This is a genomic window from Paraglaciecola arctica BSs20135, assembly GCF_000314995.1.
In the GTDB taxonomy this organism is placed as follows: Bacteria; Pseudomonadota; Gammaproteobacteria; order Enterobacterales; family Alteromonadaceae; genus Paraglaciecola; species Paraglaciecola arctica.
In genome coordinates this window covers 103,553-128,187 of the sequence record NZ_BAEO01000015.1, presented here as the reverse complement: position 1 = coordinate 128,187, position 24,635 = coordinate 103,553, and the positions used below count along the sequence as shown (strand labels likewise).

The window sequence follows — 24,635 nt, the reverse complement described above, 5'->3', positions numbered from 1 at the left end:
GATAGCATGACCTATAAATTTCAATCAATCGGTTTGATGGCAGCCACTGTGATAACTGCCACTCTGTTAACCGCTTGTAGTTCATTAGAAGAAAGAGAAATCGCCAGTGGTTCATTTGATTATGTCAAAGAACAACCTGGGCAAAAATTAAAAATTCCAGAGGATATGGACAAACCTAATTTTAATGATGCCTATAAACTCCCCGACTTAGGTGAAAACGCACCATTAACTGCCATGGGCAAAAAAATGAGTGTGCTGTCGCCTTCATTGGTCTTGCCGGTTGTGGCGGGCTCGCATATAGAAGACGGCTCAAAAAATGCCACTGTTTGGTTTGACCAAGTGGATGATAGCTTACCTTTAGATACTACAGTCTGGAATTCATTGATCCGCTTTTTAGAGACTGAAGGCATTGGCGTCAAGATGTTTGACAAAGAGCAGCAACGTTTGATCACTGACTGGATGGTGATGGACGAAAGCAAAGATAATAAATGGTATAGCTGGTCTAAATCAGAACGTACTGTTGGTCAACGTTTTGAATTCACATTAGTTAAAAAGCCTCATGGACGATCGGCGGCACTCAGTGCTGAGTTGGTTGAATATAAGGAAAAAATAGATGCTCAAAGTACTGAAATAGTAAAAGCTAAGGATAAAAGACGTAATGAAGTCGACGTTCTCAATAGAGTAGTGAAGAACTATGAATTTGAAACACAAGTCGCAAACGTTAAACGTTATCGTCAGATCCGTGAAGGTTTACCTATGGAATTAGGCTTTGATAGTGACGGCGAGCCTGCTTTTGTTGTTAGTGCCGATTACGAGATCACTTGGCCTAGATTGTTACTTGTATTGAGAAAGTTAGGTTTTGATGTCAAAGATTTTGATAAGTCTAACGGTCTATTGTTTGTTAAATACAATGGCTCAGAAGACGGTTGGTGGAGCAATATTTGGTCGGACGATAAAAATAAGTTTGAGTTAGATACCGAAGAATATCGAATCAAAGTGGCGGCTGCGGGTGAAAAAACGTCTGTCACATTATTAGATAGTGAGAGCAAGCCCTTCCCAGTTAAAAAGATAACCGATTTGTATCCCACATTTTCAAAAACAATGTCGGCTGACGACTTAGATATATAAGCTATTTTCCTCTGGCTACTAAGGCGGCCAGAGGAGATATTATTCAAAATAAACAGCATCCAAGCTTGGTAGATTCTTCACATTAAGGAGTTGGCATTGTATGTCGATTGCGGATTCAATTTTATCGGTCAACAATGACCTGCCTATTCGTACTGATCTTCCCGTGCATAGCGGTAAAGTACGCTCTGTTTATTGGTTAACTGCGCAAGATAGTCGTCGTCTAATTGAAGAAAAATCCTATCCGGTGCCCAGTGACACACCATTGGCCATAATGGTCATCAGTGACCGTATCTCAGCCTTTGATTGCATATGGCACGGTGAAGGTGGCATGTTAGGCGTGCCAGGCAAAGGTGCTGCTTTAAATGCCATTTCTAATCACTGGTTTAAGTTGTTTAAACAACAAGGTTTAGCTGACAGTCATATACTCGATATTCCACATCCTTTTGTGTGGATAGTTCAAAAAGCTAAACCTGTATTGATTGAAGCTATTTGTCGTCAATATATTACTGGCTCAATGTGGCGCGCTTATGAAAAAGGCGAAAGGGATTTTTGTGGTATTCAGCTTGAAGAGGGCCTAAGCCAAGATAGTAAATTAACTAACTTACTTATGACACCTTCCACTAAAGGTATATTAAAGGGTATCCCGAATGTGCCTGAAGCCGACGATGTGAATATTACGCGACAAAATATTCTCGACAATTACTTAGCATTTAACTTTGAAAATCAAAGTGATGTGTCACTATATGAAAACCTCTTAACCGAAGGTTTTGCGCTGATAAGTCAGAATTTGGCTGAGCTTGGGCAAGTATTTGTGGATACCAAATTTGAATTTGGTTATGTCAAAGACTTAGATGGCAATAACAAGTTGATCTACATGGACGAAGTGGGCACGCCAGATTCGTCACGAATTTGGGATGCGCAGCAATATGCTCAAGGCCGTGTGGTCGAAAACTCTAAGGAAGGATTTCGTCAATTATTGCTTAGTCATTTCCCAGATCCTGATATTTTGCTAAACAAAAACCGCATGCCTGAGCGCCAAAAATTAGCTACTGACAACGCGTTACCCCCAGAAGTATTAATGCAGGTTGCTAAGACTTATGTCGATATTGCAGAAAAAATCACCGGTCAAACACTCACAATGAGTAAAAATCCTAAAGCAGAAATTATCCAAATATTAAAGAAAAATTACCAGTTAATTGATTGATAGTGTTGCTTGATTGGTTGGCAGGGCAATTTTATGTTAGTTCTGTTGGGCAAATATAGCTTACTTATCCCGTAAAAAGGTTAACTAATCTCAATATTTATGGGACTAATTGGGAAGCAGCAACAGGGTAGGATTTCATCGTCTTCGATAAAGGCTAATGGATCCGTTTGATACTCCACTTCACCTTTTAACAGCTTAGTTCTGCATGCACCACAATATCCTTCGCGGCAATGGTATTGAATTTCAACATGCTGCTCAATACTTTCTAGTAGGGTCTTGTTTGGCTGATGCTGAACAGTTTTATGGTGTTTAATTTCCACCATAAAACTGGAAGTGTTTTTACTCATTTTATTTATAGATCAAAGTTTATAAGTCAAAATCACCAAAATCATCGGAATTCACTTCGGAATCAATTTGCCCCACTAAATATGAGCTGATCTCAGACTCTTGAGGTGCAACTTGGACGTTGTCGGAGCTCAGGTAGTTATTCATCCATGGAAGAGGATTGTTCTTAATGTCAAATGGTTGGCCTAAGCCTATAGCCGACATACGATGATTAGCAATAAATTCAACGTACTGACATAAAATTTCTTTGTTGAGTCCAATCATGGAACCGTGTTGAAACAAAAATCCGGCCCATTCTTTTTCTTGCTCTACGGCATTAAGAAATATTTGTGTGGCTTGTTCTTTACATTCCTCAGCGATTTCAGCCATTTCTGGATCATCTTTGCCTTTAGCCCATAGGTTCAAAACATGCTGAGTAGAGGTGAGATGTAAGTTTTCATCACGGGCAATTAGACGAATTATTTTTGAATTTCCTTCCATCAATTCACGCTCTGCAAACGCAAAGGTACAAGCAAAAGATACATAGAAACGAATGGCTTCTAAGGCATTAACTGAGTTCATGCATAGATAAAGTTTTTTCTTAAGCTCACGCATAGTGATGACATGCGTTTCACCTTTAATGGTGTGTGTACCTTCACCTAAGGTTTGCCACAACTGGGTCGCAAAAATGAGATCATCGTAATATTTCGAGATATCAGCAGCACGTTTCTTAATTTCTTCATTTTCAACTATATCGTCAAAAATGCTACTAGGATCACCAAATAGATTACGTAAAATATGTGTGTATGAGCGCGAGTGAATAGTTTCAAAAAACGACCAAGTTTCAACCCAAGTTTCTAACTCTGGAATAGAAATAATCGGCAAAAAAGCGATATTCGGACTTCTTCCTTGAATTGAATCAAGCAATGTCTGATATTTCAAATTAGAGATAAAAATGTGCTTTTCTGAGTCACTTAATTTTTGAAAATCGACCCTGTCTTTACTGACATCAACTTCTTCGGGACGCCAAAAAAAACTAATTTGTTTTTCGATCAACTTTTCAAAAATATGGTGCTTTTGTTGATCATAACGCGCCACATTGACTGGGTTGCCGAAAAACATCGGTTCTAACAGTGGATTATTATTTACTTGATTAAAAGTTGTATATTTCATTAATTATGGTTGCCATTAAGAATTCAAACTGCTCAAAAAAAGCTGCCTAAGCAGCCTTCTAAATTTATATTTTACAAGCGCCGCCGGCACAATCATCATCTTCTTCAATTACCACTTCTTTTGGCACAAATTTTTGGCTAGTCAGTTCTTGTTGGGTCGCGTCGTCCGCTCCATCACGAGTATTATGGTAATACAAGGTTTTCACCCCGAGTTTGTAGCTGGTCAGCAAGTCTTGAAGTAGTAACTTCATGGGTACTTTGCCGCCTTCATACTTATTTGGGTCGTAACTTGTGTTGGCTGAAATGGTTTGATCAACAAATTTTTGCATGATCCCCGCCAATTGCAGGTAACCCTCGTTTGAAGGTAAATCCCATAACAACTCGTATTTATCTTTGAGTCTTTCGTATTCAGGCACTACTTGTTTTAGCACGCCATCTTTACTGGATTTAATACTAATATGTCCACGTGGTGGCTCAATGCCGTTGGTGGCATTGGATATTTGCGACGATGTTTCTGAGGGCATCAAAGCCGACAGCGTACTATTACGTAAGCCGTATTGTTTAATGTCAGCTCTGAGTGAATCCCAGTCACAATGTAGCGGCTCGTCACAAACTTTATCTAGATCCTTTTTATAGGTATCAATTGGCATTAGGCCTTGGAAATAAGTGGTTTCATTAAATTTAGGACAAGCGCCTTTTTCTTTGGCTAAATTACAAGATGCCTTCATTAAGTGATATTGCATGGCTTCGAAGGTTCTATGTACTAAGCCATTAGCGCTACCGTCTGAATATTTCACACCATTTTTCGCCAGATAATAAGCAAAGTTAATCACACCTATACCTAAGGTACGACGACCCATAGTGGCGTTTAGTGCTGCTGGAACAGGATAGTCTTGATAATCTAATAAGTTATCCAATGCGCGCACGGCTAAGTCAGACAATTCAGCAAACTCATCAACACTTTTAATCGCACCTAAGTTAAATGCTGACAAAGTGCATAAGGCTATTTCGCCGTTCTCGTCATTAACATGTTGTAGAGGTTTAGTGGGTAGGGCTATTTCTAAACACAAATTGCTTTGACGAACCGGAGCTAATTTAGGATTAAATGGGCTGTGAGTATTACAGTGATCCACATTTTGCAAATAAATACGCCCAGTACTGGCGCGCTCTTGCATAAATAGGCTAAATAATTCAATGGCTTTTATTTGTTTTTTACGAATGCTTTCATCTTGTTCGTATTGCACATATAAACGCTCAAACTCATCTTGGTCAGCAAAAAACGCGTCGTAAAGGCCAGGAGTGTCCGATGGACTAAATAAGGTAATATGCTGATCTTTGATCAAACGGGTATACATCAACTTATTGAATTGCACACCGTAGTCTAAGTGACGTACCCGGTTTTCTTCCACACCACGGTTATTTTTCAAAACCAACAGTGATTCAACTTCTAAATGCCATAAAGGGTAAAACAAAGTGGCTGCACCACCGCGCACACCACCTTGTGAACAGCTTTTAACAGCTGTTTGAAAGTGCTTGTAAAAAGGGATACAACCAGTATGGAAAGCTTCACCGCCACGAATAGGGCTACCTAATGCACGAATACGTCCAGCATTAACACCAATGCCTGCACGTTGGCTAACATATTTTACTATGGCGCTGGCTGTGGCATTAATGGAGTCTAGGCTGTCACCGGCTTCAATTAATACACAAGAGCTAAATTGACGAGTAGGGGTTCTAACACCTGCCATTATAGGCGTGGGCAAGGAAATTTTAAATTTAGACGTAGCATCATAAAAACGTTTAATGTAGTCCATACGTGTGTCTTTTTCATAATTAGCAAACAAACAAGCTGCTACTAATATATATAAGAACTGTGCACTTTCGTAGATTTCACCCGTTACACGGTTTTGAACTAAGTATTTACCTTCGAGTTGCTTCACTGCTGCATAACTGAAGTCCATATCTCGCCAATGATCGAGGTATTCGTTCATTTCATCGAATTCTGCATCGCTATAATCTTTCAATAAATGCTGATCGTACTTACCTTTATCTACCATGCTTTTAACATGGTCTTTTAATAATGGTGGCTCAAATTGACCATAAGCTTTCTTACGTAAATGAAATATGGCTAATCGCGCGGCTAAATATTGATAGTCAGGACAATCTGTTGATATAAGATCGGCGGCAGAGCGTATAAGTGTTTCGTGGATATCAGCAGTTTTAATACCATCGTAAAATTGAATATGTGCTTTTATTTCAACTTGTGAAACTGAAACGTTATTTAATCCTTTGGCTGCCCATTCGATTACTTTATGGATTTTTTCCAAGTCAATAATCTCACGTTCGCCAGTACGTTTGGTGACGTATAAATTGTTCATCATATTTTTAGCCGTTACTTTATTATATTAAGTCGTATAAGTGACTTTAATTTAGCGCGAAAATGCATCGTTAGAGTTGCTTACCCCTAAGCCCTTTATGTTTGTTGATCCGAAGATTTTATGCAAACACATATCTTATTTTACTTTTTGGTTTTGATTGTGTTTTCGTAATCAACAGAACACAAGATAGTGAGGTTTTTGATGCAATGCAACCCAACATGTGGTGGTTTTATGTTCGAACTTGGTGCAATTAAAAAAAGGTTAGTAGTGACTCACCTAAAAGCGCCTTTTGAGTTTCGTTTATTAGAAATGCAAGACAATATTTAGGATATTTTTTTATTAAACTTTTTTAATGTAAAAAAATACGGTTTATCATTTATCGATATATAGGGGTAAAATTGAGCTAAAAACACTAGATGTCGTGTTTTCCACTAAACTTCCTTCGATTTGTTGGTTTAAAAGTAAGTCAACAAATCGCTAGGGCTATGAATGTTAAGGTCTAGATCCGATTTTTCAGTTTGTTGCATATCTGAGATATAAGCATATTGGGCAATTACACTAATTGGTATGGCATCTATTTGTCGCTGTTCTGGCAATGGATAATATAATTAACGTCAACGTTTTGATCCGATAAATAATACTCTTGGCTAATAGGGTTCATATGCAATCCAATCATTCTTTGTACTAACAGCTGGGTGTCATCTATCCAAGAGATTAATTCTGAGGGTTTAATAAACTTATCATGTTGGTGGGTGCCTTTAGGGACTAAACCTAATATATATTCAGCTCCTACTATGGCCATCAGGTAGGATTTGATATTTCTATTTAAGGTAGAAAAAAACACATGTCCGCCGGGTTTAACTAATCTATAACAAGCATTCACCACAGAACTAGGGTCAGGTACGTGCTCCAACATCTCCATACAAGTGACTACATCAAACTGAGCTTGATATTTATCGGCAAAATCCTCAGCTGTTGTTTGTTGGTAATCTACCGTTAAACCAGACTCTAAACCATGTAAACGGGCTATTTCTAAAGGTGCTTCACCCATGTCTATACCCGTTACTTGTGCGCCATGACGCGCCATGCTCTCAGCCAAAATGCCACCACCACAGCCTACATCTAATACTTTTTTGTCCGACAAGCCATCACAATGCTGCTGGATATAATCTGTTCTTAAAGGATTGATTTGATGTAACGGTTTGAACTCACCCGCAAGATCCCACCATCTTGAGGCTAACTCAGAAAATTTTTGGATTTCGTTATGGTCGACATTTTGCGTGTTTTGCATGTTGATTATTTGGCCTAGTTATCATTCTTACTTAAAACAGTGGCTATCTTAATCTACAAATTGAACAAATAAAATCGCAGATGTGGGTATATACAGTTTGATTGCGCACTATATGAGCGACTTCCGGCTATTTATTTTAATTCGTTGGTGATAGAATCGAGCGGTTGAAAAGAAAGATAAATTTAGGTAAAAACGTAAATTTAATTTTAATTTCTAGCTTAAAATTGACCAAACAAATTTTGCTTAATTAATATTCTAATAATAACGATTAGGGACAAGGCTGTATATGACTGAACACGCCCATGAAATTCTTCCGATTAATATAGAAGAAGAACTTAAAAACTCTTATCTCGACTATGCGATGAGCGTTATTGTTGGCAGGGCGCTGCCTGATGTTCGAGATGGTTTAAAGCCGGTTCATCGCCGGATTTTATTCGCCATGAACGAATTGAAAAACGATTTTAACAAACCTTATAAAAAGTCTGCCCGTGTGGTTGGTGACGTAATAGGTAAGTATCACCCTCATGGTGATTCAGCTGTTTATGAAGCTATTGTACGTATGGCTCAGCCTTTCTCGCTTAGGTATATGTTGGTCGATGGCCAAGGTAACTTTGGTTCGGTCGACGGTGATTCAGCCGCGGCTATGCGTTATACCGAAATTCGCATGTCAAAAATCGCCCACGAGTTATTGGCTGATTTAGAAAAAGAAACCGTTGATTTTGTACCTAACTACGACGAATCAGAATTTATTCCTAACGTTTTGCCAACCAGAGTTCCTAATTTATTGATCAATGGTTCTTCAGGTATTGCGGTAGGTATGGCGACTAATATACCGCCACACAACCTAACCGAAGTGGTTAATGGTTGTATCGCCATGGTTGATAACCCTGACATCACTATCGAAGAATTAATTGAACATATTCCAGGGCCAGATTTCCCGACTGCTGCATTTATAAGTGGCAGAAAGGGCATCGAAGAGGCCTATCGCACTGGTCGCGGCAAAATTTATATGCGTGCCCGTGCAGAAATTGAAACTGAAGATAACGGTAAAGAAACCATTATTGTTCATGAGATCCCTTACCAGGTGAACAAGGCGCGATTAATTGAAAAAATCGCCGATTTGGTTAAAGAGAAAAAAATTGAAGGTATTTCTGCGCTGCGTGATGAGTCTGATAAAGACGGAATGCGTATTGTTGTTGAAGTGAAACGCAACGAATCTGCAGAAGTATTGTTAAACCACCTATATTCACAAACTCAATTACAAACCGTATTTGGGATCAATATGGTGGCGCTAGATAAGACTCAGCCGAAGATATTTAACTTGATGGATATCTTAAAGGCCTTTATATTGCATCGCCGTGAAGTCGTCACCAGACGTACTGTGTTCGAACTCAAAAAGGCTCGTGAGCGTGCTCATATCCTAGAAGGTTTGGCCATTGCACTGGTTAATATCGACCCTATCATTGCGATGATCAAAGCTTCAAAAAGCCCAGCGGATGCCAAAGTATCTTTGACAGCTCAAGGTTGGTCTTTAGGTGATGTAGCTGAGATGCTGGAACGTGCTGGTAACGATGCAGCACGTCCTGATTGGTTAGAGCCAGAGTACGGTATACGTGATGGACTGTATTATTTAACGGAACAACAAGCACAAGCCATACTTGACCTACGTTTGAACAAACTAACTGGTTTGGAACACGACAAAATATTGTCTGAATACAAAGAGTTACTTGAAATTATCGCTGAGTTATTACACATCCTAAATAGCCCACAACGTTTGATGGAAATCATTCGTGAAGAGCTTGAAAAAGTACGTGATGAATACGGCGACCCTCGTCGTACTGTTATTACCGCAGCTTCCCACGATATTGATATCGAAGATTTAATTGAACGAGAAGAAGTAGTAGTGACCTTATCTCGTGAAGGTTATGTTAAGTATCAAAAATTGAATGATTATGAATCACAACGCCGTGGTGGCCGTGGTAAATCTGCTACCAAGATGAAAGATGAAGATTTCATTGAGAAGTTATTAGTCGCTAACACCCATGATCACATTCTGTGCTTCTCTACACGTGGCCGTTTGTATTGGTTAAAAGTGTATCAATTACCTCTTGCCAGCAGAAACGCTCGTGGTCGTCCAATAGTGAATATTCTTCCTCTTGAAGAAAACGAACGTATCACCGCTATTTTGCCTATTCAAGAATTTGAAGAAGGTAAGTACGTATTGATGGCTACGGCTAACGGTACAGTGAAGAAAACAGCATTAACCTCATACTCTCGTCCAAGAGCTAACGGCATTATCGCCGTTAATTTGAATGATGGGGATGAATTGATTGGTGTTGATATCACTCATGGTGATGACGACATTATGTTGTTCTCTGATGCGGGTAAAGTCGTACGTTTTAACGAAAAACAACGTGAAGCAGAAACTGGTAATGTCAAACTTGATCCTGAAACTGGTGAAGAGTTGCTGGCGTTACGTCCTATGGGTAGAACCGCTACAGGTGTACGTGGTATTCGCTTAAAAGACGGACAAAAAGTTATATCCTTGATTGTACCTAAAGGTGATGGTGCTATTTTGACGGCCACTGAAAATGGCTTTGGTAAACGTACTCCAGTTGCCGATTACCCTGCTAAGAGTCGTGCGACTCAAGGTGTGGTATCTATTAAAGTATCTGAGCGTAACGGTAAAGTTGTTGGTGCAGTACAGGTTAACGAAAGCGATGAAATCATGCTTATCAGTGACCAAGGTACGTTGGTTAGAACTCATGTTGAAGAAGTCTCAACTGTTGGCCGTAACACTCAAGGTGTGCGTTTAATACGTACCATTGAAGGTGAACATGTTGTTGGTTTACAGCGTATTGATGAAATCGAAGTGCCTGAAGGCGAGTTAATCGAAGGCGAAGAAGCTGAAGTGATTGAAGCTAGTGCGGTTGAAAGCACAGACGACATCTCTGATGACAACGCTGAAGAAAACAAAGACGAATAAGTGAGTCCAATTTTTTATATTGAAAAATATGGAAACTTACTAATTTATGAGTGCTAATACTCATAAATAAAAACAATAACGAGTGGCTGATGCCGCTCGTTTTTTTTGGTAGAAAAATGACAAAAATTTATAACTTCTGTGCCGGTCCCGCCATGTTACCCGCAGCTGTGATGCAACAAGCGCAAGCAGAGTTTTTGGATTGGCAATCTATGGGCCGTTCTGTGATGGAAATTAGTCATCGCAGCAAAGAATATATCGCCTTAGCTGAAACTGCAGAGCAGGACTTACGTGATCTACTTTGTGTGCCTGACAATTACAAAGTATTGTTTGCTCAAGGCGGCGGGCGAGGGCAGTTTTCTTCTGTTCCTATGAATTTACGAGAAAGAGGCGATTCAGCCGATTTTTTGCTAACAGGCTCTTGGTCTGAAGGTGCAATAACAGAAGCCAGCAAGTTTTTGAAAACCAATGTGGTGGGTAAAGTGGTGATGCAGGACGGGTTATGCACTGTCCCTAGTATTACAGCAGCACAAATTGATCAAAATAGTGCCTATTTTCATTATTGTTCAAATGAAACAGTAGATGGCATAGAAATTAATGAGATCCCAGATTGTGGCGATGTGCCTTTGGTGGCGGATATGTCTTCTAATATTTTATCTAAGCCAATAGATGTCAGCAAATTCGGGATCATTTATGCTGGTGCACAGAAAAATATCGGGCCATCTGGTTTATCTGTGGTGATTGTTAGAGATGATTTATTAAATTTTGCTATGCCAGAAACCCCAACGTTTTTGCATTATCAAACCATGGCTAATTATGGATCTATGTACAATACACCGCCTACATATTCATGGTATCTAGCTGGTTTGGTCTTTAAATGGCTTAAGGAGCAAGGTGGGGTTGCAAGTATTGCTCAAAAAAATGCTGAAAAAGCGGTACTTTTATATGAATGTATTGATGAAAGTGGCTTTTATGTCAATAAAGTCCACCCAGATTTCCGTTCAAAAATGAATGTAACTTTCCATCTTCCTAATCCGGATTTGGACGCTATTTTTATCACAGAATCTGAACAAGCTGGATTAACCGCCCTTAAAGGCCACCGTAATGTAGGTGGTATGCGCGCCAGTATTTATAATGCTATGCCCATCGAAGGTGTTGTAGCGCTAACTGAATTTATGCGAGATTTCGCAAGGAGACACAAATAATGGATCAATTACATCTTTCACCTATTAGTAAGGTCGACGGAACGGTAAATGTACCAGGTTCAAAAAGTTTGTCTAACCGTGCGTTGCTGCTCGCTGCACTGTCCAATGGTGAAACTCATCTTACTAATTTATTAGACAGTGAAGACATTCACCATATGCTCAATGCTCTGACTAAATTGAATGTCAGTTATCGTTTATCTGAATGTAAAACTCAGTGTTGGGTAACAGGTAATGCTGGTGTGTTTAATGTGCCTGAACCTGTGACTCTATTCCTAGGTAATGCAGGTACGGCTATGCGACCACTTTGTGCAGCTCTTGCATGCAGCCAAGGTGAGTTTGAGTTGACAGGTGAACCACGCATGGAAGAGCGTCCTATTGGTGCTTTAGTCGACTCTTTGCTGCAAGCTGGGGCAGACATAGATTATTTAAAAAATGCGGGGTATCCCCCTTTATCGATTAAAGGTCATGCTCTGAAAGGCGGCAGTGTCACAGTAGATGGCAGCGTATCTAGTCAGTTTTTAACGGCTTTGTTGATGAGCGCTCCTTTGTTCGAGAACGATACCACTATTGTGATCAGTGGTGACTTGGTATCTAAACCCTATATTGATATTACGCTACACACTATGGCGCAGTTTGGTATTAATGTTGAAAATCAAAATTACCAACAGTTTGTGGTAAAAGGGCAGCAACAATACCAATCACCTGGACATTTTATGGTGGAAGGTGACGCCTCTTCAGCCTCCTATTTTCTAGCGGCTGGAGCAATTAAAGGCGGTACTGTCAGAGTCACAGGCATTGGCAAAAACAGTATTCAAGGTGATATTCGTTTTGCTGAAGTATTGGAACAAATGGGTGCAAAAGTGAATTGGCAAGATGACTTTATTGAAGTCACCAGTGCACCATTAACAGCGGTTGATTTAGATATGAATCATATTCCAGATGCTGCTATGACTATTGCTACCACTGCGCTTTTTGCTACTGGTACTACGTCAATTAGAAATATCTACAACTGGCGAGTAAAAGAAACTGATCGTTTAGCTGCTATGAGCTGTGAACTTAGAAAAGTAGGTGCGACAGTTGAGGAAGGTGAAGACTTTATTACTATTACACCGCCGCAGCAGTTGTTACATGCTGAGATTGATACATATAATGATCACCGTGTTGCTATGTGTTTCTCATTAGTTGCCTTAAGTGACACTGCAGTCACAATCAATGATCCCGGTTGCACGGCTAAAACATTTCCAGACTATTTTGATAGGTTTGCCACTATTTGTAAGTAAATATTTAGTTGAATTGATATATGGGGCGTTTGCCCCTTGATTCATATAGATTTTAACGGCCACATATCTCAGGTTAAAAATTTGTAACCTAAGTGTCATTGCTTATCTAGCATCTATCCGTATAATTGCGCCCGATTTTCTTAAGCTCAGGAGAGCGCATGTACACAGAACCTGTCATCACCATAGACGGACCAAGCGGCGCAGGTAAGGGAACGGCCAGCACTCTATTGGCTAAAAAATTGGGTTGGCACTTTTTAGATAGTGGAGCCATTTACCGTGTTTTGGCTGTTGCTTCACTGCATCATCAAATTCCAGCCGATGATGAAATAGGCTTGTTGCCATTAGCGTCAGGGTTAGATGTAAACTTCGAAACCACAGATAATGGTGTCAGAGTGATCTTAGAGGGTGAAGATGTTAGCGATACTATTCGAACTGAAGAAGTCGGTGCGACTGCTTCAAAAATAGCTTCGTTACCTGCCATTCGAGAAGCCTTACTCAGACGCCAAAGAGGTTTTAAAGAAGCGCCAGGTTTAGTGGCAGATGGACGAGATATGGGCACAGTCGTTTTTCCAGAAGCTCAGGTAAAAATATTTTTAACTGCTAGTGCCGAAGAGCGTGCCGATAGACGTTTTAAGCAGTTGAAAGATAAGGGACATGATGTTAGCATACTGCGCCTTTTGGATGACATAAAAGCCCGTGACGAGCGAGATGCAAATCGAACTGTTGCCCCTTTAGTGCCAGCAAAAGATGCATTAATTCTTGATTCAACTAAATTGAATATAGAACAAGTGCTTGAAAAGATTGAAATGTTTATTGAAGAGAAACTAACTAATAACTCTACTTCAGTAAATAGTTAAGTAGTAAAAGCCTGCCAAGTTAGGATGATTTGGTTATGAATAACAACCCCGCGCTCACTGGATTGTAACGTGGATGTCAAAAAGAAACTTATTAAAACACTATGATTGAAAATTTTGCTGATCTATTCGAAGAAAGTTTAAAAGTAATTGAAACCCGCCCTGGCTCTATCGTTAAAGGTACTATCGTATCAATTGATAAAGATATCGTACTTGTTGATGCTGGTCTTAAGTCTGAAAGTGCTATCCCTGTTGAACAGTTTAGAAACGCCGAAGGCGAGCTAGATGTTGTTGTCGGTGATGTAATTGATGTTGCTTTGGACGCCATTGAAGATGGTTTCGGTGAAACAATTTTATCTCGCGAAAAAGCGAAACGCCACGAAGCTTGGGTAGAATTAGAAAAAGCTTACACTGAAAAAGAAACCATCATAGGTATTATTAACGGTAAAGTTAAAGGTGGCTTTACGGTTGAAGTGAACACTGTTCGCGCTTTCTTACCTGGTTCATTAGTAGATGTACGCCCTGTTCGCGATACGACTCATCTTGAAGGTAAAGAATTAGAATTTAAAGTTATCAAACTAGATGCTAAACGTAACAACGTTGTTGTTTCTCGTCGTGCTGTTATCGAAGCAGAAAGCAGTGCTGAGCGTGATACGCTTCTTGCTAACCTTGAGGAAGGTCATGAAGTTAAAGGTATCGTTAAGAACCTTACGGATTACGGTGCGTTTGTTGACTTAGGTGGCGTAGATGGTCTTCTACACATCACAGATATGGCTTGGAAACGTGTTAAGCACCCAAGTGAAATCGTTAATGTTGGTGACGAAATCAACGTTAAAGTATTAAAATTCGATAAAGAAAAATCTCGTGTTTCTCTTGGTATGAAACAAATGGGCAACGATCCTTGGCAAGAAATTGCAAACCGTTACCCTGAAGGCGCTAAATTAAGCGGTGCAGTAACTAACCTTACTGATTACGGTTGTTTCGTAGAAATCGAAGACGGTGTTGAAGGTTTGGTTCACGTTTCAGAAATGGATTGGACTAACAAAAACATTCACCCATCTAAAGTTGTTAACCTTGGTGATGTTTGCGAAGTTATGGTGCTTGAAATTGACGAAGAACGTCGTCGTATTTCTCTTGGCCTTAAACAATGTATTCCTAACCCTTGGGAAGAATTCGCTAAAGCACAAAGCAAAGGCGATAAAGTTAGCGGTAAGATCAAATCTATCACTGATTTCGGTATCTTCATCGGTCTTGATGGCGGCATAGATGGTCTAGTTCACTTGTCTGATATCTCTTGGAATAAGACTGGCGAAGAAGCGGTTCGTGACTATAAGAAAGGCGACGAAATATCTGCTGTTGTTCTTCAAGTTGATCCAGAGCGTGAACGTATCTCTCTTGGTGTTAAACAAATTGAAGAAGACCCGTTCAACCAATACATCGCTGATACTAAGAAAGGTACTATAGTAACTGGAATGGTTACTGCAGTTGACGCTAAAGGCGTTACCGTTAAACTTGGTGAAGAAGTTGAAGGTTATATCCGCGTTGGTGATTTAGCACGTGACCGTGTTGAAGATGCATCAACAGTAGTTAGCGTTGATACTGAAATTGAAGCCAAATTTATGGGCGTTGATCGTAAGAATCGTATCGTTAACTTATCTGTTAAAGCAAAAGACCATGCAGATGAAAAAGACGCGTTAGATAAAGTGAATCAACAAGAAGAAGTTAGTTTCACTAACGCTTTTGCTGATGCATTTAAAGCGGCTAAAAGCGACTAATTGACGTCACAAGCAAGCGTGTTAGTTATTTTTGAAACTTGAATAGTTTTGACAAATAATTTAACGCGCTTATTATCGGTACTAACAGCTTTTTTGATTGACGGAGAGTTTACCTAATGACCAAGTCAGAACTTATAGAAAGACTGGCCGATAAAATGCGTCAGGTTCCTGCCAAAGATGTGGAGCTGTCGATAAAAGAAATGCTAGAACAGATGGCGCAAACTTTACAAAAAGGTGAGCGTATTGAAATCAGAGGTTTTGGTAGTTTTTCTTTACATTATCGTGCACCACGTGTTGGTCGTAATCCTAAAACCGGTGAAACTGTGAAACTTGATGGTAAGTACGTTCCACATTTTAAACCAGGCAAGGAATTGCGAGAAAGAGTCAACGAAAGTCTAGTTAGTTGATCTTTTAGTAATATTTTTAAAAACGGCACTCCAATTAGGGTGCCGTTTTTGTTAGAGTTAACACAATGTTATTTCACTTCAATTTGTAGACCACATTGAGCAATCAAAGCTGTATTCGAAACCAAGCTAACAATCAAAGTCATTTTAGATTAGACATCCCAAAGGGGGCTAAATGAAAATTAAAGGATTATTGTTATTACTCTTTATGTTGTTAATGCTTGTTGTTGCTGGGTTTATTGGTTCGCAGAATAGTCACCTCATATCGATAAACTATATATTGGCCGAAACAGAAATGCGTATGTCTGTGTTATTGGCCGTGACATTCTCTTTAGGCGTTATATTCTCGGTAATACTGATTATCGGCTACATATTGCGATTAAAGTGGCGTATTAGCAGTCTAGAGCGCAAAAACAAAAAACTTTCACAGCCTACTAACGTTACATAATGTTAGAACTTCTCTTTCTATTATTACCAGTTGCCGCCGGATATGGTTGGGTCATGGGGCGTAACAGTGCCCGTCAAGCGCAACAGAGACATTCGAGTATATTGGCCAAACATTATTATAGAGGCCTTAACTTTCTGCTTTCTGATGAGCCCGATAAAGCGGTTGATACCCTGATTAAAATGATTGATTTGGACAGTGATACGGTTGAAACACATATCGCAATGGGCAAGTTTTTCAGGCACCGAGGCGAGCTTGATCGGGCTATTAGAGTCCATCAAAACTTGGTCAGTAAAGAGCAAATTTCAGCCCTACAACGCGAGTCTGCCTTATATGAATTGGGCCGAGACTACATTCTAGCTGGTTTTTTAGAGCGTGCAGAAAATGCATTTTTACAGTTATTAAATAGCCAAAAACATTTTCTTAATGCTCAAGTGCAATTGTTCAATATTTATCAAACAACCAAAGAATGGCCAAGAGCCATTGAGTTAGCTGAACAAATGATTGGTGCCGGTGGTGACAGTGATGAGTTATGCACCCGAGTGGCACACTTTTATTGCGAACAGGCCAGCATTGAGATAAAAAACAATAGCTTAATTGAAGCCCAAGGAAATCTCAAAAAAGCGGTCATTGCTGATGAAAAGGCTGTTCGTCCATGGCTTTTGTTAGGTGAGATTGCCATGCAACAACAAAAGTACGATGAGGCTATTGATTGTTTGAGCGAAATTCCTAGTCGTGATGTGAGTTGGTTAAGTGAGGCGGTGCCTTTAATCGAGGAATGTGCCGAGCAATTGAATGACCGCGTAAAACTAAATAAAGTATTAGATGAATACTGGCAGCAATGTGCTACTGCCTATTTGGCTAAGGTCAAACTTATGGCCAAAGACGGTGACGTGGTAAATGCAGCAGAAGTGTTGTTAGAGCAGTTGAAAAAACACCCCACCATGAAAGGCTTCAGAACCTTAATGGGTTTGTACATTGATTTGCAAGATCATGAGCAATCGACCAATAGTTTGGTTTTGATTAAAGAGTTAGTAGAAGAGCAAATAAATCAGCGCCCTAAATATAAATGCCATAGTTGTGGGTTTGCCGGTAGCAAAATTCACTGGTTATGTCCGTCATGTAAAAAATGGGGAGTGGTTAAACCAATTAAAGGCTTAGATGGAGAGTAGTTTGATAAATAGTGGCGTGAGCAATATTAAAATAGATCCAAAAATTGTAGTGGCACTTGATTTTGACCAATTAAACCAAGCTGAAGCCTTTGTTGAGAAGCTTGACCCACAATTGTGTCGATTAAAAGTGGGTAAAGAAATGTTCACTCACTTTGGGCCTAGTTTTGTAAAAGGTCTTGTAGATAAAAATTACGATGTTTTCCTAGACTTAAAATTTCACGATATCCCTAATACTGTGGCTAAGGCTTGCCAAGCTGCTGCAGACTTAGGAGTGTGGATGCTTAATGTACATGCATCAGGCGGCCCTAAAATGATGGAATATGCCAGAGAAAGCTTAGAAAAGTATGCTGCTAACAAGCCTCTTTTGATTGCTGTCACAGTGTTAACCAGCATGGATCAACAACAATTAAAGGCTATTGGTATTGACTCCACGCCCGAGCAACAAGTGTTGAAGCTAGCTAAATTGACATCTAACTGCGGTTTAGACGGAGTAGTGTGTTCAGCGCAAGAATCTAGCTTACTTAAATCTAGTATTTCTGAAAGTTTTAAATTAGTTACACCAGGAATTCGTCCTGAAGGCTCAGCTAAAGGTGATCAAATACGGGTGATGACACCTAAACAAGCCATTCTAGCGGGCTCTGACTATTTAGTAATAGGTCGACCGATTACCCAATCAGCCGACCCACTCAATACATTAATTGAGATCAATAACTCTATAATCCTATAGAGTCATCAACTTATTATAAAGTTTCTAACGCCGTTTTTGCATCCATATACTCAAGGTTAAGCTCTTGGCCTAAAGCGTCTACAACCGCTTTATAAGTCACTTTACCTTGATGTACATTCAAACCATTTAATAAATGAGCATCATCTAACATGGCCTGTTTAGGGCCTTTATTCGCTAACGCTAGTCCAAAAGGAAGCGTTGCATTATTGAGTGCCATAGTGGCTGTTCGTGCTACACCACCTGGCATATTGGCTACACAATAATGTACAACCTCATCAATTATATAAACCGGATCTTGGTGAGTGGTGGCCTTAGATGTTGCGAAACATCCACCTTGATCTATGGCAACATCCACAACTACTGAGCCAGGTTTCATATTTTTGATATGTTCTCTATTAAGTAACTTAGGAGCCGCCGCACCTGGTACTAATACCGCCCCAATGACTAGGTCTGCTCTAGAGGTATAATAATCAATGGCTTCTGCAGTAGAGAATACTGTGGCTAACCTGCCTTCAAAAATATCATCTAGTTCACGTAAACGATTCAATGACTTATCTAATATAGTGACATCAGCACCTAGGCCCATTGCCATTTTTGCTGCGTTTAAACCTACCACGCCACCACCTATAACCACTACTTTACCTGGCGCAACGCCTGGTACACCACCTAACAAAGTACCGCTACCACCTTGGGCTTTTTCTAAATAGTGTGCGCCAGCTTGAACCGACATTCTACCCGCTACTTCACTCATAGGAGCCAAAAGTGGTAGTGTATTTCTGTTATCTGTCACTGTCTCGTAGGCGATACAGGTTGCACCTGACGCTACTAATAATTGAGTTTGCACAGGATCGGGAGCCAAATGTAGGTAGGTATATAAAGTCTGTCCTGGACGCAACATTTTACATTCGTTAGGTTGTGGTTCTTTGACCTTCACTATCATATCGGCTTTGGCGAAAATAGCTTCTGGGGTAGCAATTATCTCAGCACCGGCTGCAATGTATTGCTCGTCGGTAAAACCAATGGAATGTCCTGCTTGGGTTTCTACCCATACTTGGTGTGAGTGATGCACAAATTCTTTGACTGCTGCAGGGGTTAAACCCACTCTGTATTCATGGTTCTTAATTTCTTTTGGTACGCCGATTAACATAACTGACTTCACTTATAAGGATATTTTGAAGAAAAAAGTATATGTGAAAAATTAAAGTAAGTTGTTGGGTATTCAGCGGTTCAAAAGTATAATATTTTTCTAAATTGTCATTTTGCAAAATATTCTATGTTAATAAAAACGCCAAAACATCTTGACCGGATCGATAGAAATATCCTTATTGAGTTGCAAAAAAATGGAAAAATTACTAATTCTGAATTAGCCAGTAAAATAGGATTGAGCGCAAGCCCTTGTTTAGAAAGAGTTAAAAGGCTTGAAACTCAAGGTTATATCACTGGTTATCATGCCCGAGTTGATCCTTCTTTGTTGGGTGCTGCCATGTTAGTTTTTGTGGAAATTACTTTAACAAAAACATCGGTAGATATGTTCGAAGAATTTTCTGCTGTGGTACGTAAGCTTGAAGATATTCAAGAATGTCATCTAGTTTCAGGAAATTTTGACTTTTTACTTAAGGCTCGGGTTGCCGATATGTCAAGTTACCGGAAGTTGCTTGGTGATACATTATTGCGGTTACCAGGAGTTGGTGAGTCCAGAACTTATGTGGTGATGGAAGAGATAAAAGAGTCCACTCGGGTTAAGATTAGTCTTAAATAACCAGTATTGATTAATTTGCGAGCGGTAGGTATCAGCAAACTAGGATTTTTAGGACTGCACTGGTATCTTATGCTCCTACTTGAATAAAAATTAAGAAAAGACAACTATTTATATGGCGCGACTCACAGGCATTCAAAGAATTATGGAAGTAGGCATGATTATTAGTTGTGTCTTCGCGTTTTTTATATTGCTCGCTATGGCGTCTTTTCATCCTGCTGATCCCGGTTGGAGTCAAGCCGGATTGCAAAGTGATGTGCATAACTGGGTAGGGCCTATTGGTGCTTGGTTTGCTGATATCTTGTTTTTTACCTTAGGTAGTTTCGCTTATAGTTTGCCATTTTGTTGCGCATTTTTAGGCTGGTTTTTATTTCAGCAAACCAAAACCTTACTAGAGATAGATTACCTCACCATAGGCTTAAGGCTGATAGGCGTTATCCTATTAGTATTAGGTGCGACTGGGTTGTTAAGCCTGAATGTGGAAGATATTCATAATTATACTGCTGGCGGCATGGTGGGTGATGTGCTGAGTTCATCGCTGATACCTTATTTTAGTATGGTAGGTACAACCCTCTTATTGCTGTGTTTTTTCTGTACCGGCTTTACCTTATTAAGTGGAGTTTCCTGGGTTGTTATTGTGGATAAAATTGGTGAATTGGCTATAGGTATCAGCCGCTTTATTTATCACACACCCGCTAAAATCAAAGGGTCATCAATTCCACTGTTAAACTTTAAAAAAGCAGAGCCGGACGCTTTAGCTTCTGCCGATAATAATGTTTGGGGTAGGGACTCCGAAAACATTAGTTTTGAGCAACAAAACAACCAAGGATATTCAGCAGAGCCTGTTGTGCCGCAAAGTATTTTAGATGAACCAGAAGCTACGAAGAAAAGCCCGGTTTCCATCAGCGAGTTAAAGAGAAAAATTAGCCTTTCGAGGAAATCACCCAAAATTGAGCCTGTTATTACAGATCCGCATTCTGAATCAGTTTCGGTATCAGTATCTGAATCGGAAGTCATTGATGATGTAGAGCAGGGAGCTATGCCGTCATTTGACCTTCTGGAACGAGCCGATAAAATTAAGAATCCCATCACCCCAGAAGAATTAGAAATTGTCTCTCGTTTACTCGAGTCCAAACTAGCCGACTTTAATATCGAAGCAAGAGTGGTTGGTGTGTATCCAGGCCCTGTTATTACACGTTTTGAAATGGACTTAGCACCCGGTGTCAAAGTCAGCAAAATTACTACTTTATCTAAAGATTTAGCGCGCTCTATGTCAGCTATTTCGGTACGTGTGGTTGAAGTTATTCCCGGTAAATCTGTTATTGGTCTGGAATTACCAAATAAAAAACGCGATATGGTGCGTCTAAGTGAAGTGATCGGCGCGGATGTATTCCAATCTTCTGAATCACCATTAACTATGGTGTTAGGTGTGGATATTTCTGGCAAACCTGTTGTAGTGGATCTGGCGAAAATGCCTCATCTGTTAGTAGCTGGTACTACTGGGTCGGGTAAGTCTGTTGGTGTCAACGTGATGATCTTAAGCCTGTTGTACAAATCAACGCCTGAAGATGTACGTATGATCATGATTGACCCAAAAATGTTGGAGTTGTCAGTTTATGAAGGCATTCCTCATTTATTAGCAGAAGTAGTAACAGACATGAAAGAAGCGGCTAACGCATTACGTTGGTGCGTGGGTGAAATGGAGCGCCGCTATAAATTGATGTCTGCTCTTGGGGTTAGGAATCTAAAAGGTTATAACACCAAAGTGCTAAATGCGATTGAAGCCGGTGAACCGATCCGCGATCCATTGTGGAAGTTTGAAGAAAGTATGGAAACTGTGGCGCCTATCTTAGAGAAACTACCAGCCATAGTAGTAGTGGTAGATGAATTCGCCGACATGATGATGATTGTAGGCAAAAAGGTCGAAGAGTTAATTGCACGTATTGCCCAAAAAGCCCGTGCTGCTGGTATTCACTTGATTTTGGCAACACAAAGGCCTTCTGTAGATGTAATTACCGGTTTAATTAAAGCCAATATTCCAACCCGTATTGCGTTTCAGGTGTCTTCTAAAATTGATTCTAGAACTATCCTCGACCAAGGTGGCGCAGAGGCTCTTTTAGGAGCTGGGGATATGTTGTATTTGCCACCTGGAACCGGCGTGCCAACGCGTATTCATGGAGCCTTTGTGGATGATCACGAAGTGCATGCAGTTGTTGCTGATTGGAAAAAACGTGGTGCACCTCAATACATTGACGAAATTTTGAACGGCGATGCTAGTGCCGAAATCCTGTTACCGGGCGAGCAGTCAGAAGACTCAGATCAAGAATATGATGTGTTCTATGATGAAGCCGTCGCTTTTGTAACTGAGAGTAGAAGGGCGTCGGTATCAGGCGTACAACGAAAATTCAGAATTGGTTACAATCGTGCAGCGCGACTAGTGGAACAAATGGAACAAAGTGGCGTCGTAACTTCACCTGGGCATAATGGCAACCGCGAAGTTTTAGCCGCTGCAGCCCCTAGAGATTAACCCAACAAGAAGTAATCATAAATGAACAAGCTTACCCAGCTCAAACAACTGTGGTTATTAACCGCAGTGTTAATAACCAGTACATACACATTTGCAGCAGATATGGATGCTAAACAACAGTTGAAAGTTAAGTTGTCTTTGCTTGCAACCTATCAGGCTAATTTTACTCAAACAGTAGTCGATATTGAAAATACATTACTACAACAAGCCTCTGGGCGAATAGTGTTACAACAACCCAACAAGTTATATTGGGAGCTGTTTGAACCTAACGAAAGTGTGTTATTGGCTGATGGCGATAATATTTGGAATGTTGATCCTTTTTTAGAGCAAGTGGTGGTTAACAGTGCAGATGTGGCACTAGATAACAATCCACTCATATTGTTAACCAATCCAGATAGCAGTAAATGGCAAGAATTTACTGTCAGTCAATCAGATAACCAATTTATCATTACGCCACTTGAACTAAATGGTGGAATAGAGTCATTACGTTTAGTCTTTAATGGTGACCTCTTAGTAGAGCTTGAAAGCCAAGATGGGCAACAACAAAAAAGTGTCTTGTCTTTCAGCGATATAAAACAAAATAAACCATTACCAGCTAATACCTTTATTTTTGTGATGCCCGAAGGGTATGAACTGGACGATCAGCGATAACTATGACCGCAGAATTTGACTTTGCTGATACACCAAACTCGGTTGCACAGTTCGCACCTTTAGCAGCTCGTATGCGTCCTCAAGTGATAGAACAGTATTTTGGTCAGCAACATATCATTGGTCCAGATAAACCTTTAAGAGCTGCTCTGTTGCGTGGTCAATGCCATTCAATGATCTTGTGGGGGCCGCCAGGAACAGGCAAAACAACCTTAGCAGAGTTAGTGGCCAATCATTGCCAAGCTCATATCGAACGATTATCGGCTGTTAGTAGTGGTGTTAAGGACATTCGCAACGCAATAGACAACGCTAAACATTACGCCAGTCAGCACCAACAACGCACTATTTTGTTTGTAGACGAAGTACACCGTTTTAATAAAAGCCAACAAGATGCATTTTTGCCTTATATCGAAGATGGCACAGTGACATTTATTGGTGCGACTACCGAAAACCCTTCTTTTGAACTCAATAATGCCTTGTTATCCAGAGCAAGAGTCTATGTCCTTAAGGGCTTAAGTAAAGAAGATCTCAGTGATGTAATAACCCAAGCCTTAACCGATAAAGAACGTGGTTTAGGGTTGACTGATATCACCTTAGACGACCACGCCAAGTCTATGCTGATTGATATGGCAGCAGGTGATGCAAGACGTTTATTAAATTATTTAGAGCTCAGCGCTGACTTCTTGCCAACAGACTCTGTAAACAAAACCCTAACGGTAGAAATGGTAAAACTCGCAGTAGGCGAAAAGGTCGCACAATATGATAAAAATGGTGACCAGTTTTACGATTTGATTTCAGCTTTTCATAAATCAGTACGTGGTTCAGCGCCCGATGCTGCACTGTACTGGTATGCACGTATGTTAGTGGCCGGATGCGACCCACTTTATGTGGCTAGGCGTTTATTGGCCATTTCCACAGAAGACATTGGTAACGCTGATCCTCGGGCTATGCAAATATGCCTTAATGCCTGGGATATATTTCAACGGGTTGGACCCGCTGAAGGTGAAAGGGCGATTGCCCAAGCAATTTTGTATTGTGCTAGTGCCGCAAAAAGTAATGCCGTTTATGTGGCATTTAAAGCAGCTGTTGCACACGCAAAAGACACGCCTGACAGCGCTGTACCAGAACATCTAAGAAATGCACCTACTAGCCTGATGAAAGACTTAGGTTATGGTAAAGAATACCGTTATGCCCATGATGAGAGCCACGCCTACGCTGCGGGAGAAAACTATTTTCCTGAGGAACTCCGTGATACCCAATATTATCAACCCAGCAATCGTGGGCTAGAAAAAAAGCTCCAAGAAAAATTGAAATTTTTAAAAGAGCTAGATTTGCACAGCACAGAGCAAAGGTACAGATAGT

21 protein-coding genes are annotated in these 24,635 nt (G+C 40.2%); 16 read left to right on the top strand and 5 right to left on the bottom strand.

Annotation, left to right across the window (positions count from 1 at the left end):
* Positions 1-6 precede the first annotated feature (6 nt).
* Entirely contained in the window at positions 7-1,128 is a 1,122-nt protein-coding gene (bamC, locus tag GARC_RS06435; protein WP_007618027.1) for an outer membrane protein assembly factor BamC, read from the top strand.
* A 100-nt stretch (positions 1,129-1,228) separates the two neighbouring features.
* The gene (locus GARC_RS06430; RefSeq protein ID WP_007618025.1) at positions 1,229-2,332 is read left to right on the top strand and encodes a phosphoribosylaminoimidazolesuccinocarboxamide synthase; all 1,104 of its coding nucleotides are present in this window, start codon (positions 1,229-1,231) and stop codon (positions 2,330-2,332) included.
* Positions 2,333-2,412: 80 nt separating this feature from the next.
* On the opposite strand, the gene yfaE is transcribed toward GARC_RS06430, so the two are convergent.
* From yfaE to nrdA, 3 genes are all read right to left on the bottom strand, one after another.
* On the bottom strand, positions 2,413-2,679 hold the full coding sequence (gene yfaE / locus GARC_RS06425; protein WP_007618023.1) for a class I ribonucleotide reductase maintenance protein YfaE: 267 nt from the start codon (positions 2,677-2,679) through the stop codon (positions 2,413-2,415).
* Between the two features lie 19 nt (positions 2,680-2,698).
* Positions 2,699-3,829: a class Ia ribonucleoside-diphosphate reductase subunit beta gene (gene nrdB / locus GARC_RS06420; RefSeq protein ID WP_007618021.1), complete on the bottom strand. Its 1,131-nt coding sequence runs from the start codon at positions 3,827-3,829 to the stop codon at positions 2,699-2,701.
* A gap of 64 nt (positions 3,830-3,893) precedes the next feature.
* Entirely contained in the window at positions 3,894-6,209 is a 2,316-nt protein-coding gene (nrdA, locus tag GARC_RS06415; RefSeq protein WP_039988920.1) for a class 1a ribonucleoside-diphosphate reductase subunit alpha, read from the bottom strand.
* 198 nt (positions 6,210-6,407) lie between these two features.
* On the opposite strand from nrdA, the gene GARC_RS27555 reads away from it, so the two are divergent.
* Entirely contained in the window at positions 6,408-6,533 is a 126-nt protein-coding gene (locus tag GARC_RS27555; RefSeq protein WP_007618016.1) for a hypothetical protein, read from the top strand.
* A gap of 247 nt (positions 6,534-6,780) precedes the next feature.
* On the opposite strand, the gene ubiG is transcribed toward GARC_RS27555, so the two are convergent.
* Positions 6,781-7,497, bottom strand: a complete 717-nt coding sequence (gene ubiG, locus GARC_RS06410) for a bifunctional 2-polyprenyl-6-hydroxyphenol methylase/3-demethylubiquinol 3-O-methyltransferase UbiG (protein WP_007618014.1) — start codon at positions 7,495-7,497, stop codon at positions 6,781-6,783.
* Positions 7,498-7,783: 286 nt separating this feature from the next.
* Between ubiG and gyrA the strand changes: the two genes are divergently transcribed.
* The 9 genes from gyrA (at position 7,784) to pyrF (ending at position 18,342) form a co-directional block, all read left to right on the top strand.
* Entirely contained in the window at positions 7,784-10,483 is a 2,700-nt protein-coding gene (gyrA, locus tag GARC_RS06405) for a DNA topoisomerase (ATP-hydrolyzing) subunit A (RefSeq protein ID WP_007618012.1), read from the top strand.
* 116 nt (positions 10,484-10,599) lie between these two features.
* Positions 10,600-11,685 carry a 3-phosphoserine/phosphohydroxythreonine transaminase gene (gene serC, locus GARC_RS06400; RefSeq protein WP_007618010.1) on the top strand — a complete coding sequence of 362 codons (1,086 nt, stop codon included), beginning with the start codon at positions 10,600-10,602 and terminating at the stop codon, positions 11,683-11,685.
* Positions 11,685-12,965 carry a 3-phosphoshikimate 1-carboxyvinyltransferase gene (gene aroA / locus GARC_RS06395; protein ID WP_007618009.1) on the top strand — a complete coding sequence of 427 codons (1,281 nt, stop codon included), beginning with the start codon at positions 11,685-11,687 and terminating at the stop codon, positions 12,963-12,965. Before serC ends, aroA begins: the two co-directional genes overlap by 1 nt.
* 158 nt (positions 12,966-13,123) lie before the next feature.
* A complete protein-coding gene (cmk, locus tag GARC_RS06390) occupies positions 13,124-13,822 on the top strand; it encodes a (d)CMP kinase (protein WP_007618008.1) in 699 nt (232 codons plus the stop codon).
* A gap of 101 nt (positions 13,823-13,923) precedes the next feature.
* Entirely contained in the window at positions 13,924-15,594 is a 1,671-nt protein-coding gene (rpsA, locus tag GARC_RS06385; protein WP_007618007.1) for a 30S ribosomal protein S1, read from the top strand.
* A gap of 116 nt (positions 15,595-15,710) precedes the next feature.
* The gene (gene ihfB / locus GARC_RS06380) at positions 15,711-16,001 is read left to right on the top strand and encodes an integration host factor subunit beta (RefSeq protein WP_007618006.1); all 291 of its coding nucleotides are present in this window, start codon (positions 15,711-15,713) and stop codon (positions 15,999-16,001) included.
* Between the two features lie 172 nt (positions 16,002-16,173).
* Positions 16,174-16,446 (top strand): LapA family protein, encoded by a 273-nt coding sequence (locus GARC_RS06375; RefSeq protein ID WP_007618005.1) that lies wholly within the window; start codon positions 16,174-16,176, stop codon positions 16,444-16,446.
* Positions 16,446-17,615 carry a lipopolysaccharide assembly protein LapB gene (gene lapB / locus GARC_RS06370; protein ID WP_039988917.1) on the top strand — a complete coding sequence of 390 codons (1,170 nt, stop codon included), beginning with the start codon at positions 16,446-16,448 and terminating at the stop codon, positions 17,613-17,615. The genes GARC_RS06375 and lapB overlap by 1 nt, the downstream gene beginning before the upstream one ends.
* Positions 17,605-18,342, top strand: coding sequence for an orotidine-5'-phosphate decarboxylase (gene pyrF, locus GARC_RS06365; RefSeq protein WP_007618003.1), 738 nt, complete (start codon positions 17,605-17,607; stop codon positions 18,340-18,342). Before lapB ends, pyrF begins: the two co-directional genes overlap by 11 nt.
* Positions 18,343-18,355: 13 nt before the next feature.
* Here pyrF and ald read toward each other — a convergent pair whose 3' ends face one another.
* Positions 18,356-19,489 carry an alanine dehydrogenase gene (ald, locus tag GARC_RS06360; RefSeq protein WP_007618001.1) on the bottom strand — a complete coding sequence of 378 codons (1,134 nt, stop codon included), beginning with the start codon at positions 19,487-19,489 and terminating at the stop codon, positions 18,356-18,358.
* A 126-nt stretch (positions 19,490-19,615) separates the two neighbouring features.
* Between ald and lrp the strand changes: the two genes are divergently transcribed.
* From lrp to GARC_RS06340, 4 genes are all read left to right on the top strand, one after another.
* On the top strand, positions 19,616-20,101 hold the full coding sequence (gene lrp / locus GARC_RS06355; RefSeq protein WP_007617999.1) for a leucine-responsive transcriptional regulator Lrp: 486 nt from the start codon (positions 19,616-19,618) through the stop codon (positions 20,099-20,101).
* A 112-nt stretch (positions 20,102-20,213) separates the two neighbouring features.
* On the top strand, positions 20,214-22,625 hold the full coding sequence (locus GARC_RS27660) for a DNA translocase FtsK (protein WP_007617998.1): 2,412 nt from the start codon (positions 20,214-20,216) through the stop codon (positions 22,623-22,625).
* 21 nt (positions 22,626-22,646) lie between these two features.
* Positions 22,647-23,276, top strand: a complete 630-nt coding sequence (gene lolA / locus GARC_RS06345; RefSeq protein ID WP_007617996.1) for an outer membrane lipoprotein chaperone LolA — start codon at positions 22,647-22,649, stop codon at positions 23,274-23,276.
* Positions 23,277-23,278: 2 nt separating this feature from the next.
* Positions 23,279-24,634: a replication-associated recombination protein A gene (locus GARC_RS06340; protein ID WP_007617994.1), complete on the top strand. Its 1,356-nt coding sequence runs from the start codon at positions 23,279-23,281 to the stop codon at positions 24,632-24,634.
* Position 24,635: the final 1 nt, after the last annotated feature.

What these genes read in the sequence shown, in the direction of transcription:
- GARC_RS06375 (WP_007618005.1), top strand. Translation starts at nt 16,174, where the DNA reads ATGAAAATTAAAGGATTATTGTTATTACTCTTTATGTTGTTAATGCTT.
- yfaE (WP_007618023.1), bottom strand. Translation starts at nt 2,679, where the DNA reads ATGAGTAAAAACACTTCCAGTTTTATGGTGGAAATTAAACACCATAAA.
- lolA (WP_007617996.1), top strand. Translation starts at nt 22,647, where the DNA reads ATGAACAAGCTTACCCAGCTCAAACAACTGTGGTTATTAACCGCAGTG.
- nrdA (WP_039988920.1), bottom strand. Translation starts at nt 6,209, where the DNA reads ATGATGAACAATTTATACGTCACCAAACGTACTGGCGAACGTGAGATT.
- rpsA (WP_007618007.1), top strand. Translation starts at nt 13,924, where the DNA reads ATGATTGAAAATTTTGCTGATCTATTCGAAGAAAGTTTAAAAGTAATT.
- GARC_RS27660 (WP_007617998.1), top strand. Translation starts at nt 20,214, where the DNA reads ATGGCGCGACTCACAGGCATTCAAAGAATTATGGAAGTAGGCATGATT.
- lrp (WP_007617999.1), top strand. Translation starts at nt 19,616, where the DNA reads ATGTTAATAAAAACGCCAAAACATCTTGACCGGATCGATAGAAATATC.
- GARC_RS06430 (WP_007618025.1), top strand. Translation starts at nt 1,229, where the DNA reads ATGTCGATTGCGGATTCAATTTTATCGGTCAACAATGACCTGCCTATT.
- pyrF (WP_007618003.1), top strand. Translation starts at nt 17,605, where the DNA reads ATGGAGAGTAGTTTGATAAATAGTGGCGTGAGCAATATTAAAATAGAT.
- ihfB (WP_007618006.1), top strand. Translation starts at nt 15,711, where the DNA reads ATGACCAAGTCAGAACTTATAGAAAGACTGGCCGATAAAATGCGTCAG.
- serC (WP_007618010.1), top strand. Translation starts at nt 10,600, where the DNA reads ATGACAAAAATTTATAACTTCTGTGCCGGTCCCGCCATGTTACCCGCA.
- bamC (WP_007618027.1), top strand. Translation starts at nt 7, where the DNA reads ATGACCTATAAATTTCAATCAATCGGTTTGATGGCAGCCACTGTGATA.
- ald (WP_007618001.1), bottom strand. Translation starts at nt 19,489, where the DNA reads ATGTTAATCGGCGTACCAAAAGAAATTAAGAACCATGAATACAGAGTG.
- GARC_RS06340 (WP_007617994.1), top strand. Translation starts at nt 23,279, where the DNA reads ATGACCGCAGAATTTGACTTTGCTGATACACCAAACTCGGTTGCACAG.
- nrdB (WP_007618021.1), bottom strand. Translation starts at nt 3,829, where the DNA reads ATGAAATATACAACTTTTAATCAAGTAAATAATAATCCACTGTTAGAA.
- gyrA (WP_007618012.1), top strand. Translation starts at nt 7,784, where the DNA reads ATGACTGAACACGCCCATGAAATTCTTCCGATTAATATAGAAGAAGAA.
- GARC_RS27555 (WP_007618016.1), top strand. Translation starts at nt 6,408, where the DNA reads ATGCAATGCAACCCAACATGTGGTGGTTTTATGTTCGAACTTGGTGCA.
- lapB (WP_039988917.1), top strand. Translation starts at nt 16,446, where the DNA reads ATGTTAGAACTTCTCTTTCTATTATTACCAGTTGCCGCCGGATATGGT.
- cmk (WP_007618008.1), top strand. Translation starts at nt 13,124, where the DNA reads ATGTACACAGAACCTGTCATCACCATAGACGGACCAAGCGGCGCAGGT.
- aroA (WP_007618009.1), top strand. Translation starts at nt 11,685, where the DNA reads ATGGATCAATTACATCTTTCACCTATTAGTAAGGTCGACGGAACGGTA.
- ubiG (WP_007618014.1), bottom strand. Translation starts at nt 7,497, where the DNA reads ATGCAAAACACGCAAAATGTCGACCATAACGAAATCCAAAAATTTTCT.